At 56.8% G+C, this 16133-nt stretch carries 16 protein-coding genes and 1 pseudogene; 8 read left to right on the top strand and 9 right to left on the bottom strand.

The features are described from left to right. Nucleotides 1–266 precede the first annotated feature (266 nt). From H7R58_RS07885 to H7R58_RS07870, 4 genes are all read right to left on the bottom strand, one after another. Nucleotides 267–746: a type III secretion system chaperone family protein gene (locus H7R58_RS07885; protein ID WP_182929219.1), complete on the bottom strand. Its 480-nt coding sequence runs from the start codon at nucleotides 744–746 to the stop codon at nucleotides 267–269. A 125-nt stretch (nucleotides 747–871) separates the two neighbouring features. Continuing rightward, nucleotides 872–1774 (bottom strand): 30S ribosomal protein S6--L-glutamate ligase, encoded by a 903-nt coding sequence (gene rimK, locus H7R58_RS07880; RefSeq protein ID WP_106924500.1) that lies wholly within the window; start codon nucleotides 1772–1774, stop codon nucleotides 872–874. A gap of 177 nt (nucleotides 1775–1951) precedes the next feature. Next, nucleotides 1952–2674, bottom strand: coding sequence for an oxygen-insensitive NADPH nitroreductase (nfsA, locus tag H7R58_RS07875; protein ID WP_182930656.1), 723 nt, complete (start codon nucleotides 2672–2674; stop codon nucleotides 1952–1954). Further along, nucleotides 2658–2936: a DUF1418 family protein gene (locus H7R58_RS07870; RefSeq protein ID WP_106924502.1), complete on the bottom strand. Its 279-nt coding sequence runs from the start codon at nucleotides 2934–2936 to the stop codon at nucleotides 2658–2660. The genes nfsA and H7R58_RS07870 overlap by 17 nt, the downstream gene beginning before the upstream one ends. A gap of 210 nt (nucleotides 2937–3146) precedes the next feature. Here H7R58_RS07870 and H7R58_RS07865 point away from each other — a divergent pair, with 210 nt between their 5' ends. Next, nucleotides 3147–3410 (top strand): GrxA family glutaredoxin, encoded by a 264-nt coding sequence (locus tag H7R58_RS07865; protein WP_035894505.1) that lies wholly within the window; start codon nucleotides 3147–3149, stop codon nucleotides 3408–3410. Nucleotides 3411–3443: 33 nt separating this feature from the next. Here H7R58_RS07865 and H7R58_RS07860 read toward each other — a convergent pair whose 3' ends face one another. Further along, entirely contained in the window at nucleotides 3444–3830 is a 387-nt protein-coding gene (locus H7R58_RS07860; RefSeq protein ID WP_106924503.1) for an inner membrane protein YbjM, read from the bottom strand. Nucleotides 3831–4105: 275 nt separating this feature from the next. Here H7R58_RS07860 and H7R58_RS07855 point away from each other — a divergent pair, with 275 nt between their 5' ends. Then, complete coding sequence (locus tag H7R58_RS07855; RefSeq protein ID WP_106924504.1) at nucleotides 4106–5794, top strand: aspartate:alanine antiporter; 1689 nt, start codon at nucleotides 4106–4108, stop codon at nucleotides 5792–5794. A gap of 342 nt (nucleotides 5795–6136) precedes the next feature. Here the strand turns inward: H7R58_RS07855 and H7R58_RS07850 are convergent, their stop codons facing one another. Next, nucleotides 6137–6682: a TetR/AcrR family transcriptional regulator gene (locus tag H7R58_RS07850; RefSeq protein WP_182929220.1), complete on the bottom strand. Its 546-nt coding sequence runs from the start codon at nucleotides 6680–6682 to the stop codon at nucleotides 6137–6139. Between the two features lie 81 nt (nucleotides 6683–6763). On the opposite strand from H7R58_RS07850, the gene H7R58_RS07845 reads away from it, so the two are divergent. Beyond that, a complete protein-coding gene (locus H7R58_RS07845) occupies nucleotides 6764–7966 on the top strand; it encodes an MFS transporter (protein WP_106924506.1) in 1203 nt (400 codons plus the stop codon). After that, nucleotides 7966–8778 (top strand): Cof-type HAD-IIB family hydrolase, encoded by an 813-nt coding sequence (locus H7R58_RS07840; RefSeq protein ID WP_182934691.1) that lies wholly within the window; start codon nucleotides 7966–7968, stop codon nucleotides 8776–8778. Before H7R58_RS07845 ends, H7R58_RS07840 begins: the two co-directional genes overlap by 1 nt. A gap of 87 nt (nucleotides 8779–8865) precedes the next feature. Here the strand turns inward: H7R58_RS07840 and H7R58_RS07835 are convergent. Continuing rightward, nucleotides 8866–10100: pseudogene (locus H7R58_RS07835) on the bottom strand (MFS transporter). Nucleotides 10101–10373: 273 nt separating this feature from the next. Between H7R58_RS07835 and ybjG the strand changes: the two are divergent. Continuing rightward, nucleotides 10374–10982: an undecaprenyl-diphosphate phosphatase gene (ybjG, locus tag H7R58_RS07830; RefSeq protein ID WP_106924508.1), complete on the top strand. Its 609-nt coding sequence runs from the start codon at nucleotides 10374–10376 to the stop codon at nucleotides 10980–10982. A gap of 71 nt (nucleotides 10983–11053) precedes the next feature. Next, nucleotides 11054–11812, top strand: a complete 759-nt coding sequence (deoR, locus tag H7R58_RS07825; protein ID WP_106924509.1) for a DNA-binding transcriptional repressor DeoR — start codon at nucleotides 11054–11056, stop codon at nucleotides 11810–11812. 7 nt (nucleotides 11813–11819) lie between these two features. Here deoR and dacC read toward each other — a convergent pair whose 3' ends face one another. Further along, nucleotides 11820–13022 carry a serine-type D-Ala-D-Ala carboxypeptidase gene (dacC, locus tag H7R58_RS07820; protein ID WP_106924510.1) on the bottom strand — a complete coding sequence of 401 codons (1203 nt, stop codon included), beginning with the start codon at nucleotides 13020–13022 and terminating at the stop codon, nucleotides 11820–11822. A gap of 232 nt (nucleotides 13023–13254) precedes the next feature. On the opposite strand from dacC, the gene H7R58_RS07815 reads away from it, so the two are divergent. Continuing rightward, complete coding sequence (locus H7R58_RS07815; RefSeq protein ID WP_106924511.1) at nucleotides 13255–13875, top strand: glutathione S-transferase family protein; 621 nt, start codon at nucleotides 13255–13257, stop codon at nucleotides 13873–13875. 12 nt (nucleotides 13876–13887) lie between these two features. Here H7R58_RS07815 and H7R58_RS07810 read toward each other — a convergent pair whose 3' ends face one another. Then, nucleotides 13888–14898 (bottom strand): LacI family DNA-binding transcriptional regulator, encoded by a 1011-nt coding sequence (locus H7R58_RS07810; RefSeq protein WP_106924512.1) that lies wholly within the window; start codon nucleotides 14896–14898, stop codon nucleotides 13888–13890. 145 nt (nucleotides 14899–15043) lie between these two features. Between H7R58_RS07810 and H7R58_RS07805 the strand changes: the two genes are divergently transcribed. After that, nucleotides 15044–16123, top strand: coding sequence for a cellulase family glycosylhydrolase (locus H7R58_RS07805; RefSeq protein ID WP_182929222.1), 1080 nt, complete (start codon nucleotides 15044–15046; stop codon nucleotides 16121–16123). Nucleotides 16124–16133: the final 10 nt, after the last annotated feature.

The following is a 16133-nucleotide window of genomic DNA, read 5'->3' as shown; positions in this document are numbered from 1 at the left end:
TGCAAAATTCTCGCCAACTATGATTATCACTGGCAATAATTAGGGGGTGCACCGATATGTCGCAAGAATAACTGTAGCCCGGTCCGGAGGCTATAGGTCAGTGTAAAAAACGCCTTTTATCAATTTTTTATGCAAGATCACTCTATCCGATAAGCCAAAAGCGCCAATCAGGTAGTGAAAGAATCTTTAAAAAGAGGTTAAGAGTAGAGTAAATGCATGTAATACGCAGCCACCGTGGCAGTGACTGCGCTATTTAGCGGGGAGGATTAGTGAAGAAAATGGTATTGGATATCTTCCGGCGGCAGCTCTTCCTCTTCCGGCTTATACAGCAGCTGCTGGGCGGAAGCCTCAAGAATCACCATCGAAACCTGCTCTTCGCTTTGCTGCACAAAGGCCGCAAACTGCTCAAAGCTCACGCCCACCGAGGCGGACAACGACTGGCAAACGACCAGCTTCGGCAGATTATCATCCTGCATATCCAGAAACGCTTTGACGGTCAGCGAGCTGGCATTGATGGCAGAGAGATCGGCCCCCAGCGCCAGCAGCGCCGACGGTTTGACCTCGGCCAGCGCCGAGAAAAGCACGACGTTATCAATGAGGTCAATTTTGGCATCAAAGACACCATCAAAATTTTGCATATGCGGCAGGTGCAGCGCCTGGCAGGTGTCGCACTCAAAAAAGCTCATGCCCATTTCGTCGAGCCACTGACGTAACGTATCCAGACTCGGGACGACGAGAGAATCCATATTGCCTATGACCTCATGCGGTAAAGTAACATTCCAGAAAAAACATGCTACCGGGCAGCGCCCGGTATCAGACGAGATGATGTATAGCTTACGCAAAAAAAGCGTTACATACTACGAAAGCCGCACTAGCCGCCGATTTTCAGGCAAAAACCGGGGTGGGCCTGACGCTCGATCCAGTCGATCATCTTACCGGCGACATCAATACCGGTCGTGGTTTCCACCCCTTCCAGCCCCGGCGACGCGTTAACCTCCATCACCAGCGGCCCGCGTTTCGCCCGCAGGATATCCACCCCCGCCACGTCGAGGCCAAGCGTCTGAGCGGCTTTAATGGCCACCTCGCGCTCGGCAGGCGTAATGTCGGCGACCGTCGCCACGCCGCCGCGGTGCAGGTTAGAGCGGAAATCGCCCTCCTTCGCCCGGCGCTCAATCGCGGCAACGACCCGATCGCCCACCACCAGGCAGCGGATATCACGCCCTTTGGCTTCTTTGATGTACTCCTGCACCAGGATATGCGCATTCAGACCGCGAAAGGCGTCGATCACGCTCTCCGCCGCCTGACGGGTTTCGGCCAGCACGACGCCGATGCCCTGCGTCCCCTCGACCAGCTTCACCACCAGCGGCGCGCCGCCGACCATGTCGATCAGATCGCTGGTGTCGTCCGGCGAATGGGCGATGCCGGTGACGGGAAGATCGATCCCCTGGCGCGCCAGCAGCTGCAACGATCGCAGCTTATCGCGGGCGCGGGTAATCGCCACCGATTCGTTGAGCGGATAGCTGCCCAGCATTTCAAACTGCCGCAGCGCCGCCATACCGTAGTAGGTAATCGCCGAGCCAATACGGGGAATCACCGCGTCGTAATGCGGCAGCTGGCGGCCTTTGTAATGAATCGATGACGCCGACGGGTTGATGTTCATGTAGCACGACAGCGGGTCGAGGATGTCAACAATATGGCCGCGACGTTGGGCGGCCTCACGCAGACGCTTGCACGAGTAGAGCGTTCCATCCCGGGACAAAATGGCGATTTTCACCCTTTACCTCTCCAAAAAAAGCCGCTTAAAAATCAGCGTATCATACCGCTTTCACATCGATGAATGCTTGCGTCCAGACACAGATTCTGGCATTTGCGCCACCGGGTAGCACAGTGCATACCCGGCCGTGCCTTCTCTTGCAGGCCCGAAAAACGAAGCGCCATCGGGCAGGATAAATCAGCGCGTAGCAAACCCCTGCTGGTGCAGATAATCCAGAATAAACGGGCGGCTCTCTTTGATAAGCGTACGGCGAATATGGTCGCTCCAGGTGTCGCGGCGGGCATTGGTGCTGCGGGACAAATAGTACCGGGCAAGATCTTCGTCGTACTGCGCCAACACCTCACGGTCCATCGGCTGATAGTGATTTTCATGCACCAGCAGCGCGGCAGGCAGGCGCGGCTTGAGATCCGGGTTGCTGGCCGGCCAGCCCAGGCACAGACCAAACAGCGGCAGCACATATTTTGGCAGCTTAAGCAGCGCGGTAACCGTTTCAATATTGTTGCGCAGGCCGCCGATGTACACGCCGCCCAGCCCCAGGGACTCCGCCGCAGTAAGCGCGTTTTGCGCCATCAGCGCGGTATCAACAACGCCCAGCAGCAGCTGCTCAGCCAGGCCCAGCTGTGCGTCAGGTAAAATCTGCAAATGGCGGTTAAAGTCGGCGCAGAACACCCAAAACTCGGCCGCCTGCGCCACGTGCGCCTGCCCGCCGGTTAGGCCAACCAGCTGCTCGCGCATCGCTTTATCCGTAATGCGGATAATAGAAGTGCACTGCAAAAAGCTGGAGCTGGACGTTGCCCGCGCGCTGTCGATAATCGCCGCACGCTGTTCATCGCTGATGGGCTCGTCGGTAAACTGACGGATAGAGCGGTGGTTGAGCAGAACTTCAATCGTCGGTGTCATCATTTTTTTCCTTTTTTCGCGCGGAACCAGGATTCATCAGCTGCGGCGCTGCGGCACGGGCAATCCCCAAAAACAGAACGCCAGCGGCGGGCAGCATCAGCGCAATGCCAATGAAGATCATGATCACCGCCGCCAGCGGGCTGGCCAACGGCGTCGGCAGCGTAATGTACTGATTGAGCGATAGCCAGGCCACCGCCAGTACCACCATCCCGATGGCCTCCAGTATCAATACGCTTTTCGGTAGTGCTCCCAGCGTACGCATGCCTCTTCTCCTGTGAACCTTTCGCGTTTTTATCTTGCCAATTTACGTCGAGTATAACGGCAAGCCGGGGAAAAATAATTAGCCAAACATAGCCTGAATGAATCAGAGTAACAGGCAGAACCTTCTTTCCCTCCGCTGCTGAGCGCGGCATCATAAGCGCCATTCGCCGACAGGCACGTTGATTATTCCGCTCGTTTGAGGAGAGACACTATGTTTACCGTAATTTTTGGTCGTCCGGGCTGCCCTTACTGCGTTCGTGCAAAAGAGCTGGCGGAGAAATTGACTCAGGAACGCGACGATTTTAACTACCGTTACGTAGACATTCACGCGGAAGGCATCACCAAAGCCGATCTGGAAAAAACCGTGGGTAAACCGGTGGAAACCGTGCCACAGATTTTCGTCGACCAGAAACACATCGGCGGCTGCACGGATTTTGAAGCCTGGGCGAAAGAGAATCTTGGCCTGTTTGCCTGATTCGCTCTGCCGATAACACCACGACGCCCGCGCCTACAGCGGGCGTTTGTTTTCCCGTCGCTTGTCGTGCAGCATTGAGCTGACAAACAGATAGCACAGCGCGCCAAGCGCACACCAGAAAACAGCGCTGAAAAGCCACGCCAGCTCCTGCCAGAACGACCCGCCGTTATCGAAAAACAGCCGCGTCAACACCAGACAAATGGGTGCTGCCAGAATGGCCCCCACCAGCGGAAGCATTACCCGCTGACGCGGAGAGATAAAGCTCGACACGGCGCCAGGAATAATAAAAAACAGCAGGCCCAGTTCAGGATTTCCGGATGCGCGAAAGGCACCCTTCACGTGCAGAACCAGTGAAAAGAAAACCACTATAAAAAGTAAAAAGCAGCAGATTATACCTGCCCAACCGCGTTCATTCCTCACACGCATCTCCTGAAAAATTCTCTATCAAACTCCATTTATCGCCCTTACGGACGCCCAGTCAGATAAAGTTTCTGGCTTTCCTTGCCAAAACACTTCGGTGCTAAAAGCGATTGTTGCTAGCCGTAACGATCAGGAACGATTAAACTACTGAACGCTATTTTCTGGTTATTTTTTGGGTACAGGATAGCAGCAAGCCTACCACCGCCCTTGGTCCAAAGGTAGACCAAATAGCCATTTCTTTCAACACGTTACTGGTAAACGATAAGTTAGATTCCGTGAATATAAACGTCGCAGATTTGTTAAACGGGAATTACATCCTGTTATTATTCGTGGTATTAGCGCTGGGGCTTTGTCTTGGCAAATTACGTCTTGGCTCCATCCAACTTGGTAATTCCATTGGCGTTTTAGTGGTCTCGCTGTTATTAGGGCAGCAGCATTTCAGTATTAACACCGACGCGCTGAATCTGGGCTTTATGCTGTTTATTTTCTGCGTCGGCGTCGAAGCCGGACCGAACTTTTTTTCTATTTTCTTCCGCGACGGCAAAAATTATCTGATGCTGGGCCTGGTGATGGTCGGCAGCGCGCTGCTGATTGCGCTGGGGCTGGGTAAACTCTTCGGCTGGGATATCGGCCTGACGGCGGGTCTGCTCGCTGGTTCAATGACCTCAACCCCGGTACTGGTGGGCGCGGGCGATACCCTACGCCACTCCGGCATGGAAGGTACTCTGCTGGCCCAGGCACAGGATCACCTGAGCCTTGGTTATGCGCTGACCTACCTGATTGGCCTCGTCAGCCTGATCGTTGCCGCCCGCTATATGCCGAAGTTCCAGCATCAGGATCTGCAGACCAGCGCCCAGCAAATCGCCCGCGAGCGCGGCCTGGACACCGACACCAATCGTAAAGTCTATCTGCCGGTCATCCGCGCCTACCGCGTGGGGCCGGAGCTGGTGGCGTGGGCTGACGGTAAAAATCTGCGCGAGCTGGGCATCTATCGCCAGACCGGCTGCTATATCGAACGTATCCGCCGCAACGGCATTCTCGCCAACCCCGACGGCGATGCGGTGCTGCAAATGGGCGATGAAATTTCGCTGGTGGGCTACCCTGACGCGCACGCGCGCCTGGACCCCAGCTTCCGTAACGGTAAAGAGGTCTTCGACCGCGACCTGCTGGATATGCGCATCGTTACCGAAGAGATCGTGGTGAAAAACCACAATGTGGTGGGCCGTCGCCTGGCGCAGCTGAAGCTGACCGACCACGGCTGCTTCCTTAACCGCGTGATTCGCAGCCAGATTGAAATGCCGATCGACGACAACATCGTGCTCAACAAAGGTGACGTGCTGCAGGTGAGCGGCGACGCGCGCCGCGTGAAAACCGTTGCCGATCGCATCGGCTTTGTGTCCATCCACAGCCAGGTGACCGATCTGCTGGCCTTCTGTGCCTTCTTTATCGTCGGCCTGATGATCGGCATGATCACCTTCCAGTTCAGCAACTTTAACTTCGGCATCGGTAACGCCGCCGGGCTGCTGTTCGCAGGTATCATGCTCGGTTTCCTGCGCGCCAACCACCCGACCTTCGGCTACATTCCGCAGGGCGCGCTGAACATGGTCAAAGAGTTCGGCCTGATGGTCTTTATGGCGGGCGTTGGCCTGAGCGCAGGCGGCGGCATCGGCAAAAGTCTCGGCGTCGTTGGCGGCCAGATGCTGGTGGCGGGTCTGTTTGTCAGCCTGATCCCGGTCGTTATCTGCTTCCTGTTTGGCGCCTACGTGCTGCGCATGAACCGCGCGCTGCTGTTCGGTGCCATCATGGGCGCGCGCACCTGCGCCCCGGCGATGGAAATCATCAGCGACACCGCGCGCAGCAACATCCCGGCGCTCGGCTACGCGGGCACTTACGCGATAGCCAACGTGTTATTAACGCTTGCCGGTACGCTTATCATCATTATCTGGCCAGGGCTTGGGGGCTAGCCCTGACCACAAAAACAAAGAAAAGAAAAATATTTTTGCGCAATGCAGAACTTTTTATCAGGGTGCGAGTCTTAATTAGTGCCACTGCTTTTCTTTGATGTCCCCATTTTGTGGAGCCCATCAACCCCGCCATCTTTGGTTCAAGGTTGATGGGTTTTTTGTTGCCTGAATTTCACCAACCATCTAACTATCAATAAGTTAAAAACACCCCTTCGCCCATCGCGCGGATCCTCTTTCCCTTAATTCATACGGATTAAGAACGTCACAATCACGCGTTGTCTTATGTTGCAGGTTGATGCCGCACAGGGCACGATGCTCACATTTTGCTGCCGACGGCTCGCCTTAACTATCTCCGGCAATACGCCCGACCATTTTGCGAATATCCTCGCGCGCCAGCGGCTGGCGGTCGGTGACCAGATGCAGCGTCATCCCTTCAATAAATGCGTCCAGCGCGCGGGCGGTTACCGGATCGAACCACTGCGCCAGCGTCTGCTGGCTGCGCTGCATCCAATTTTGCATAATCGCTTTCATCGATGGCGTACTGCTTGCCAGCGCGTAAAGCTGGTACATCAGGGTCATATTTCTGGGGGTGGTCACCTGGCTGGTGAAAATCAGCTCGGCCACGGCATCACAGGCATCGGCGGGCGTCTCTACGCGGGCAAAAAAGGCGCTGTACTCTTCTGACATTCGCTCGGTAAACGTGCGGAATGCTTCACCCAGCAGTGCATCGATACCGTCAAAATAATAGGTCATCGAGCCCAGCGGCACGTCGGCACAGGTCGCGATTTTTCGGTGCGTAACCGCACTGATCCCATGGGTTGCGATGGTCTCAAGCGTGGCGTCAAGGATGCGCTCCCGGCGCTGCGGGTCGTTCGGTCGGCGAGCCATAATTCTCCTCTTTCTGATTATGTACAAATGTACACAACCTTGTTAGTGTTGTCTGCACACTTTCCGACCCGACGCGAATGGATGACAACCTTAACCTCCCGTAAAACCCTGCAGCTGCGCATGTGGGCGCTGTTTATGTTCTTCTTTTTACCCGGTTTATTAATGGCCTCGTGGGCCACGCGTACGCCGGCGATCCGCGATATTTTGTCCGTTTCTACCGCCGAAATGGGCATCGTGCTGTTTGGCCTGTCGATTGGTTCAATGAGCGGCATCCTTTGTTCGGCGTTTTTAGTGAAACGATTCGGGACCCGGGCGGTTATTCGTACCACCATGTCATGCGCTATCTTCGGAATGATGATTTTAAGCCTGGCGCTACATGAAGCTTCAGCGTGGATCTTCGCCGTGGGGCTCGCCATTTTTGGCGCCAGCTTCGGTTCGGCGGAGGTGGCCATCAACGTGGAAGGCGCGGCCGTCGAGCGCGAGATGAAAAAAACCGTGCTCCCCATGATGCACGGCTTTTACAGCTTCGGTACGCTGGTCGGCGCGGGCGTCGGTATGGCGGTTACCGCCTTCGGGTTGCCGGCAATGTGGCATATATTGCTGGCGGCGCTGGTGGGAATCGCCCCCATCGCTATCGCCATCAAGGCCATTCCCGACGGCACCGGCAAGAACGTCGCTGAAGACGCGCAGCATCAGGAAAAAGGCGTGCCCTTCTGGCGCGATATGCAGCTGATGTTGATTGGCGTGGTGGTGCTGGCAATGGCCTTCGCCGAAGGTTCGGCCAACGACTGGCTGCCGCTGCTGATGGTTGACGGTCACGGCTTTAGCCCTGCCTCCGGCTCGCTGATTTACGCGGGCTTCACGCTGGGGATGACCGTGGGACGCTTTACCGGCGGCTGGTTTATCGACCGCTACAGCCGCGTCACCGTCGTGCGCGCCAGCGCGCTGATGGGAGCGCTGGGCATCGCGCTGATTATCTTTGTCGACAGCGCCTGGGTTGCCGGCGTCTCGGTGATCCTCTGGGGGCTGGGCGCCTCGCTTGGCTTCCCGCTAACCATTTCCGCCGCCAGCGATACCGGCCCGGATGCGCCTACCCGCGTCAGCGTGGTCGCCACCACCGGCTATCTGGCGTTCCTGGTCGGGCCGCCGCTGCTCGGCTTCCTTGGCGAACATTACGGCCTGCGTAGCGCCATGCTGGCCGTACTGTCGCTGGTTCTGATTGCCGCTCTGGTGGCGAAAGCGGTGGCCAAACCCGAGCCCCGCGTTGTAATGGAGAGTCATTGATGAGCGTTAAACTGATTGCTGTCGACATGGATGGCACGTTTTTAAGCGACAAAAAAACCTATAACCGTGCGCGTTTTCTTCAGCAGTATGCGCAGATGAAAGCGCAGCAGATTCGCTTCGTGGTCGCGAGCGGCAACCAGTACTATCAATTAGCGTCGTTCTTCCCGGAGATCGCCGGTGAAATCGCGTTCGTCGCTGAGAACGGCGGCTGGGTACGGGATGCCGGTGAAGATATCTTTAACTGCGACATGCCGCGCGATCGTTTCCAGCAGATCGTAGCGTTCCTGCAAACGCGTCCGGAAATCGAGATTATCGCCTGCGGAAAACAGAGTGCCTACACGCTGAAACAGTATGATGCGCGCTTCCATGATATCGCGGCCCACTACTATCACCGTCTGGAACGGGTGGAGAATTTCGATAGCCTTAATGACACCATCCTCAAGTTCGCCCTCAATATTCCGGACGACAAGGTGCCGCAAATGCAGGTGCTGCTTGATAACCAGCTCGGCCATATGCTCACCGCGGTCACCACCGGTCACGGCAGTATCGATCTGATCATGCCGGGCGTACATAAAGCCCACGGCCTGAGCCTGCTGCAGGCGCGCTGGGGGATCCGCGACGATGAAGTCGTGGCGTTTGGCGACAGCTGCAACGATATCGAGATGGTAAGCCAGGCCGGCTTCGGGTTCGCGATGGCCAACGCGGCCGACGCGGTGAAGGCCGTTGCCGGTTATGCTGCACCGCACAATAACGAGGAAGGCGTACTGGCCATTATCGATAAGGTACTGAAAGGCGAAGCGCCGTTTGCCTGACCCAACGCCAGGCCCGATAAGCAAAGCGCTATCGGGCCATTTCATTCCGGCTGCCGGATGGCGGCGTTACTTTATCCGGCCGGACTATTATCCTGGCTGTAAGCCGCTGCCGACGGTTTTATCCCGCAGGAACATCACCATCAACACTAGCCACAGTATGCCACCCGCCAGATTAAACAGGCTGAATAAGCCAATGCCGCCCAGCAGATAGCAATGCTTACTCAGCTCAATCCCTACGGTAAAGATCAGCATTTGCAGCATGCCCATTGCCGCCGACACCGTTCCTTTACTCATCTCACTGGCAAATAGCGTCAGACGCACTAGCCCGGCGTTCGCGAGGCCAATCCCGAAGGCGTAGAAGCTCAGCCCAGCGGTCATCCACAGGTAAGCGTGGGACGACGCCGCCGTCGCAACGGAGGCCAGCAGCAGGCCAAACATAATCGGGTGGCGCCGGCGATGATCAACGCACGTACCGTACGGCGTGAGGTCAACCGTGCCAGCACCAGATTGCCCAGGATCAACGCGCCAAAAATCGGCACCTGCAGCAGCCCGTATTCATAGCTGCTGGCCTGTTCGCCACTGATAATAATAACCGGAGATTGCGCAATCCACGCCAGCAGCGGCAGGCTGACAAACCCCGTTGCCAGCGCTCCGGCCACGAAGCGGCCGTTTTTGAGCACTTCGCGATAGTCGCGCCCCAGTTCTTTAATCGACAGCTTCTCACCAATGCGGGTCGCCGTTTCCGGCATCTCTTTATGCAACCCCACATAGGCGATGACCGCCAGTACCGCGAAGAGCACAAACATGCTCTCCCAGCGCGCTACGTGAATCCACGCGGCCCCCACCAGCGGCCCCAGCAGAGGCGCAATCAGCGCAACGTTAGCCATCAGCGCGGTGATTTTTATACAGGTGGCTTCGTCAAAAGATTCCTGAATCGCTGCATACCCTACCGCGCCAATAAAGCACAGGCTGACGCCCTGTAAAAAACGCAGGAAGGTGAACTGTTCAATATTTTGCACCATCAGGGTGGCCAGGCAAGTCACGATAAACCAGATGACCCCGGTCAACATCACCGGGCGGCGGCCAATCCTGTCGGACAGCGGCCCCAGCAGCCATTGCAGAAACATGCCGCCCGCGAGATAGGCGGTCATGGACGTCGGCACCCACTCGTCGCCGGCGTTGAATTCTTTCACCACCGCCAGCATTCCGGGCTGAATCATATCGTTAGCGATATAAGTGGAAAATTCATAGAGCACGAGGCAAAGCGGAAACAGAATCGCCTTGCGCCCTAAGCGTTTCCGGGAAGGAGAGGAAGTATCCATAGATGACTCGTAACCATTATAAAAACGCGCAAGTTTAATCAATGCACAGTAGTGGTGATAGTTAATTATCACGTCAATTAACGATTTCGCACAAATTGATGTTGTTAAGATTGGCTTAAGGTAGCGCACGCTATACTGTACCCACGCCATACGCCACCTTAATATCAGTCACTTGCACGACGGTAGCGCGATTCAGACAATGCCGCTTTACCGTCCGGAAAAGGATTTTTAAGGTAGCTGTTATCAAACCGTCATCTATAAAGCCGGAACGTTATGCTGGAAAACCTGAATAACACGCTGTTTTTGCTGATCAACGCCACGCCCGCCTCTGCGGCTTGGGAGATAGCATTAGCGACCTTTATCGCACAGGATCTGATTCTGATTGTCCCGCTGCTCGCCGCCGCCATGTGGCTGTGGGGAGAACGTAAGCAGGTCCACGCCCAGCGGCACCTGGTGGTCAAGGTAGCACTGGCTATCGCCGTCAGCCTGACGCTGTCCTGGACAATGGGGCAGTTGTTCCCGCACGCCCGTCCTTTTGTGGCGAACGTCGGCCACACGTTCTTGCATCATGCGCCCGACAACTCTTTCCCCAGCGATCACGGCACGGTCATTTTCACCTTCGCGCTGGCGTTCCTGTTCTGGCATCGACTGTGGTCTGGCCTGGTGCTGATGGCCATTGGCGTGGCCATTGCCTGGTCTCGCGTCTACCTCGGCGTGCACTGGCCAATGGATATGCTGGGCGGTTTCCTCAGCGGCCTCGTTGGCTGCCTGGTGGCACAAATGCTCTGGCAGTACATCGGCGCGGCGGTTTACCCGCGTTTGCAGCAGATTTATCGTCTGGTGTTCTCCCTGCCAATTCGTAAAGGCTGGGTACGTGACTAGCACCGCGCACGCAGGTAAAATAGCGCGCTGAACCCCGGCCTTTTTGCCGGGACACGTCCATCAGAGGCACTATGGAAACACGACGCGACGAGCGAATTGGTCAACTGATTCAGGCACTGAAACGTAGCGACAAGCTGCATCTTAAAGAAGCGGCGGCACTGCTTGGCGTGTCGGAAATGACCATTCGTCGCGATCTGAACAGCGAGAGCGGCCCGGTGGTTCTGCTGGGTGGTTACGTGGTGCTGGAACCACGCAGCGTGCCGCACTACCTGCTCAGCGACCAGAAAACGCGGTTGGTCGAAGAAAAGAAGCTGGCGGCGCGTCATGCGGCAAAGCTGTTAAAAGCGCACCAGATGGCGTTTTTTGACTGCGGTACAACCACGCCGTGGATCATCGACGCCATTGATAATGACCTGCCCTTTACCGCCGTGTGCTACTCGCTGAACACGTTCCTTGCGCTACAGGATAAACCTCACTGCCGGCCGATTCTCTGCGGCGGTGAGTTTCACGCCAGCAACGCCATTTTCAAACCGATCAGCGAGCAAGATACGCTGTCGCACCTGTGTCCGGACATCGCCTACTACTCTGCGGCGGGTATCGACGTTGAGATGGGGGCAACCTGTTTTAACCTTGAAGAGCTGCCGGTGAAGCACTGGGCGATGCGCCAGTCGCGCTATCACGTGCTGGTGGCGGATCACAGCAAATTTGGCAAAGTGCGCCCTGCCCGCATGGGCGACCTGACGCGCTTTGATGTGATTGCCAGCGACATCTGCCCGGACGACGAGCTGGTGACGCTGGCGAAACAGCAGCAAATCTCGCTGCTGTATTAGTCGGCGATTAAGCGAACCAGCTGCCAAACCAGTCGTGGAATTTCATCAACACGAAATCCACCATACGACTGAAGAAACCACCCTCTTCGACCGCTTCCATCACGATCAGCGGGCGCTGCTCGATGGTTTTGTCGTTGAGTTTAAAGTCAATGGTCCCGACCACCTGACCTTTGGTTAACGGCGCCGTCAACTGAGGCTGGGTCAACGCAAAGCTGGCCTTCAGGTTTTTCAACTGGCCTTTCGGAATGGTCACTGACCCGCCTTCACCGGCGCCCAGATTCACTTCGCTCTTATCGCCAAACCACACGCGCTGGCTGACGAACGTGGCATCTGGTTTAATTGGGGTGACGGTTTCATAGAAGCGGAAGCCCCAGGTCAGCAGTTTTTCCGATTCGTTAAAGCGCACGCGATCGCTCTTGGTGCCCAGCACCACGGCAATCAGCCGCATATCGCCCTGAGTAGCCGACGAGACCAGGTTATACCCTGCCCCGGCCGTCGTGCCGGTTTTCACCCCGTCGACGTTAAGGTTGCTGCTCCACAACAGGCGGTTGCGGTTCGGCTGGCGGATATTGTTAAAGGTGAACTCTTTCTCTTTGTGTACCGCGTACTCTTCCGGCACATCGTGAATCATCGCTTTGGTCAGCAATGCCATATCACGCGCCGTACTGTACTGCCCCGGGGCATCCAGGCCATGCACGGTTTTAAAGGTGGTATTGGTCAGGCCGATTTTTTGCGCATAGCCGTTCATCAGGCTAACGAAAGAGTCCTGACTGCCGGCGACGTAGTCAGCGATGGCAATACTGGCATCGTTACCCGACTGAATGATCACCCCTTTATTCAGGTTCTCAACGGAAACCTGTTCACCGGGCTTGAGGAACATCACCGATGACCCGCGCAGCGCCGGGTTGCCGGTGGCCCATGCGTCGCGGCCCACGGTCACCATATCGGTCAGCTTGATTTTATTCGCCTTCAGCGCCTGGCCGACGACGTAGCTGGTCATGATTTTTGTCAGACTGGCCGGATCCAGTTTTTCATCGGCATTGCCTTCCGTCAGCACCTTACCGCTGGCGTAATCCATTAAAATCCACGCCCTGGCATCGATGGCCGGAGCATCAGGAAGCTGCTCTGCCGCCTGCGCTATCGGCGCGACCAAAAGTAAAAGCACAGAGCCTGCCATCAGGCTGCGAAAGGCGTTAGCGTTACACATCATAGAAGCCACCCAAGTATCCATTCCCAAAAACACGCCACGACAGTACCGTGTTGCACCAGGCCGTGAGTAATAGCGTAGAAACTCTCTCAAAGAAACAGTGAGTTGGTAAAGTTTTTTAAGTTTACGCAAGATCCCCGGCTTGTGCTTAAAACCTGACATTTTTTTTGATCAAGATTGCGTAAGCGTTAACTTTGGCTCACATTGAACTTTCGCGAAAAAAACGGGAGTGACTATGGTTACGCTGTGGGGAAGAAATAATTCAACAAACGTGAAGAAAGTACGCTGGACGCTGGCCGAGCTCGACCTGCCCTACGAGCAGATTATGGCGGGCCAGGGCTTTGGCGTGAACCGCGACGCGGCCTACCTGGCGCTCAACCCGAACGGCCTGGTGCCGATGCTAAAGGACGGCGAAGACGTGCTGTGGGAGTCCAATTCCATCGTGCGTTATCTGGCGGCACAGTATGGCGCGGACAGGCTGTGGCAGAGCAAACCGATCGCGCGCGCCAAAAGCGAAAAATGGATGGACTGGGCCAACGAGACGCTGTCGCCGGTGCACCGTAAGATTCTCATCGGGCTGGTGAGAACCCCCGCCGAGCAGCGCAACATGGCGGAGATTGAGGGCGCGATCGTCGCCTGCGAGCCGCTGCTAGCGATACTCGACAACACGCTAGCCGGGCAGCGCTGGCTGTCTGGCGACCGCTTTGGCGTGGGCGATATTGCCGTCGCGCCGTTCGTCTATAACCTGCTGGAAACGGTCAACACCTGGCAGCCGCGCCCGCATCTCACCCGCTGGTATCAGCAGCTCGCCGAGCGCCCGGCGTTCCGCGAGGTGGTGATGATTCCGGTCAGCTAGCCAGCTAGCCCCTCAGGTGCGCTGGCTGCTGCCACGCACCTGTAATTTCCCCACCAGCCGGATGTGCGCGGCGGTATCGTCGCCCTCGCACAGGTAACTCACCGCCATTCTGCCCAGTTCATTATAAGCCAGCTGCACGCTGGTTAACGCTGGCGTCAGCTGGTGCGCAATGCGCTGATCGTCATAACCACACACCAGCACGTCTCCCGGAATCGACACGTTTAAGGTGGCCAGCGCCTGGTAGCAGCCCAGCGTCATCCAGTCGCTGGCGCAGAAAATCGCCTGCGGCGGCTGCGGCAGACGCATCAGCTCCAGCGTGGCTTTAAAGGTCGCGTCCAGCGACCAGTCGGTTTGTTTGATGAGCGCCTCATCGACCGCGATCCCCGCCTGTTCCAGCGTTTGACGATAGCCTTCCAGACGCAGCACGCTGGCGTCCATCCACTCATCGCCCATGATGTGGGCGATACGCGTCACACCCTGTGCCAGCAGATGGTTGACCGTCTGGCAGGCGTTAGCCCGATCGTCCGGCAAAAAGGTCGGCAGCAGCGGACGATGAGGATCGTACTGATTCAGCAGCACCACCGGCTTATTCAGCAACGGTTCAAAGGGTGAAAAATCAAACGCGCGCGTCACGGAGCTGGCCAGGATCACACCTGCACAGTTGCGTCGATCAAGCTGGCGCAGAATCTGCGCAGCCAGCTCCATATCGTCGCCATAGTCGTACACGCTCAGCAGCGTATCCCGCTGCCAGGCGGTGCTGCTGGCTTCGCTAATGGCGTCAACGAACGGGTCATAGTTCGGCATCCCGCACAGCAGCATGGCTATCTCTTCCTGCCCGTCCTGACGGTGCGGCACGATAATCTTCTGATAGCCCAGCGCCTGCGCGGCGGCATATACCCGCTCGCGCGTGGCATCGCTCAGGCGAATGGCGCGGCTATTGTTGAGCACCAGCGAAACGGTCGCCTGCGAGACACCGGCTTCCCTGGCGATATCACTCATCGTTATCTTATTTTTTTTCTGCATGATTACTCCTTGACGTCGCCGACTATAGCACAGTTACCCAACGGTTTTTTTGTGAACGCCCCAGCATATTGGCAGCTTTGGGATTGCGTATCTCTCGTCAGTTAATAAATATTAGCTAATAATTATTAGTGATGGAGATACAGAAATGCATTCGCAATGGACCGAATCTCAGGCGCAAGCATGGTTTCAACAGCATGGCTGGGCCTGTGGCTTCAACTACCTCCCGCGCAGCGCGGTAAACTGGACCGAAATGTGGCAGGCGGAGACCTTTGATATTGCCACGATCGACCAGGAACTGGGCTGGGCGCATGACTATGGCTACAACGCGCTACGCACCAACCTGCCGTTTATCGTCTGGGAGGCCGATCGCGACGGCCTGCTGGCGCGCATCGACACCTTCCTCAGCGTGGCGGCAAAGCACAATATTCAGGTGATGCTAACGCTGATGGACGACTGTGGTTTTTCCGGTGACGAGCCGTACCTCGGGCCGCAAAAACCGCCGCGTGACGGCGTACATAACAGCCAGGCGGCCGCCAGCCCGGGGCGCGCTATTGTGATGGACCCCGCCCAGTGGCCGCGCGTAGAAGCCTACGTGCGCGACGTCCTGACCCGCTTCAAAGACGATGACCGCATCACCATTTGGGATCTTTACAACGAACCGGGCAACCGCGGCATCAACCTGTCGCCGACGGAATCGATGGAGTATGACGAAGCGCTGGAAACCTTCGCGCTGGAGCTAATGACCGCGACTTTCGGCTGGGCGCGTAAAGTCGGCCCGACTCAGCCGCTGACCGTCGGCGCATGGCACATCGACCATGAAAAATACGGCACGCTGGAACACCCGATCGACGCGGCCGCCATGGATTTGTCAGACATCATCACCTACCACAACTACAACACCGCCGCTCGTCAGCTCAGCGTGCTGGAAAGCCTGACGGCGCGCAATCGTCCCATCCTGTGCACAGAGTGGCTGGCTCGCCATATGGACTGCGTCTTCAGCGAACAGCTACCGCTGTTTTGCGCCTTTGCTGCTGGCTGCTATCAGTGGGGTCTGGTACAGGGCCGCACCCAGACCTGGATCCCGTGGACCAGCGTCAATAAAAACCACCCGGACCCGCAGTCGCTCTGGTTCCACGACGTGCTGACGCCAGAAGGTAAGCCGTGGTGCGAACAGGAGATGCGGCTGGTAAAAGGCTTAACAACCTGGCGTCGGCAGCAACACTAACTCGTTGAAC

The sequence above is a fragment of the Klebsiella sp. WP4-W18-ESBL-05 genome (genome assembly GCF_014169075.1).
GTDB classification, from domain to species: Bacteria; Pseudomonadota; Gammaproteobacteria; order Enterobacterales; family Enterobacteriaceae; genus Kluyvera; species Kluyvera ascorbata_B.
This window is presented reverse-complemented; position numbering and strand designations above follow the sequence as displayed.

Excerpts from the sequence above, each read along its gene's own strand:
- H7R58_RS07885 (WP_182929219.1), bottom strand. The coding sequence starts at position 746 with ATGGATTCTCTCGTCGTCCCGAGTCTGGATACGTTACGTCAGTGGCTC.
- nfsA (WP_182930656.1), bottom strand. The coding sequence starts at position 2,674 with ATGACACCGACGATTGAAGTTCTGCTCAACCACCGCTCTATCCGTCAG.
- H7R58_RS07870 (WP_106924502.1), bottom strand. The coding sequence starts at position 2,936 with ATGCGTACGCTGGGAGCACTACCGAAAAGCGTATTGATACTGGAGGCC.
- H7R58_RS07865 (WP_035894505.1), top strand. The coding sequence starts at position 3,147 with ATGTTTACCGTAATTTTTGGTCGTCCGGGCTGCCCTTACTGCGTTCGT.
- H7R58_RS07850 (WP_182929220.1), bottom strand. The coding sequence starts at position 6,682 with ATGGCTCGCCGACCGAACGACCCGCAGCGCCGGGAGCGCATCCTTGAC.
- H7R58_RS07845 (WP_106924506.1), top strand. The coding sequence starts at position 6,764 with ATGACAACCTTAACCTCCCGTAAAACCCTGCAGCTGCGCATGTGGGCG.
- H7R58_RS07840 (WP_182934691.1), top strand. The coding sequence starts at position 7,966 with ATGAGCGTTAAACTGATTGCTGTCGACATGGATGGCACGTTTTTAAGC.
- ybjG (WP_106924508.1), top strand. The coding sequence starts at position 10,374 with ATGCTGGAAAACCTGAATAACACGCTGTTTTTGCTGATCAACGCCACG.
- deoR (WP_106924509.1), top strand. The coding sequence starts at position 11,054 with ATGGAAACACGACGCGACGAGCGAATTGGTCAACTGATTCAGGCACTG.
- dacC (WP_106924510.1), bottom strand. The coding sequence starts at position 13,022 with ATGATGTGTAACGCTAACGCCTTTCGCAGCCTGATGGCAGGCTCTGTG.
- H7R58_RS07815 (WP_106924511.1), top strand. The coding sequence starts at position 13,255 with ATGGTTACGCTGTGGGGAAGAAATAATTCAACAAACGTGAAGAAAGTA.
- H7R58_RS07810 (WP_106924512.1), bottom strand. The coding sequence starts at position 14,898 with ATGCAGAAAAAAAATAAGATAACGATGAGTGATATCGCCAGGGAAGCC.
- H7R58_RS07805 (WP_182929222.1), top strand. The coding sequence starts at position 15,044 with ATGCATTCGCAATGGACCGAATCTCAGGCGCAAGCATGGTTTCAACAG.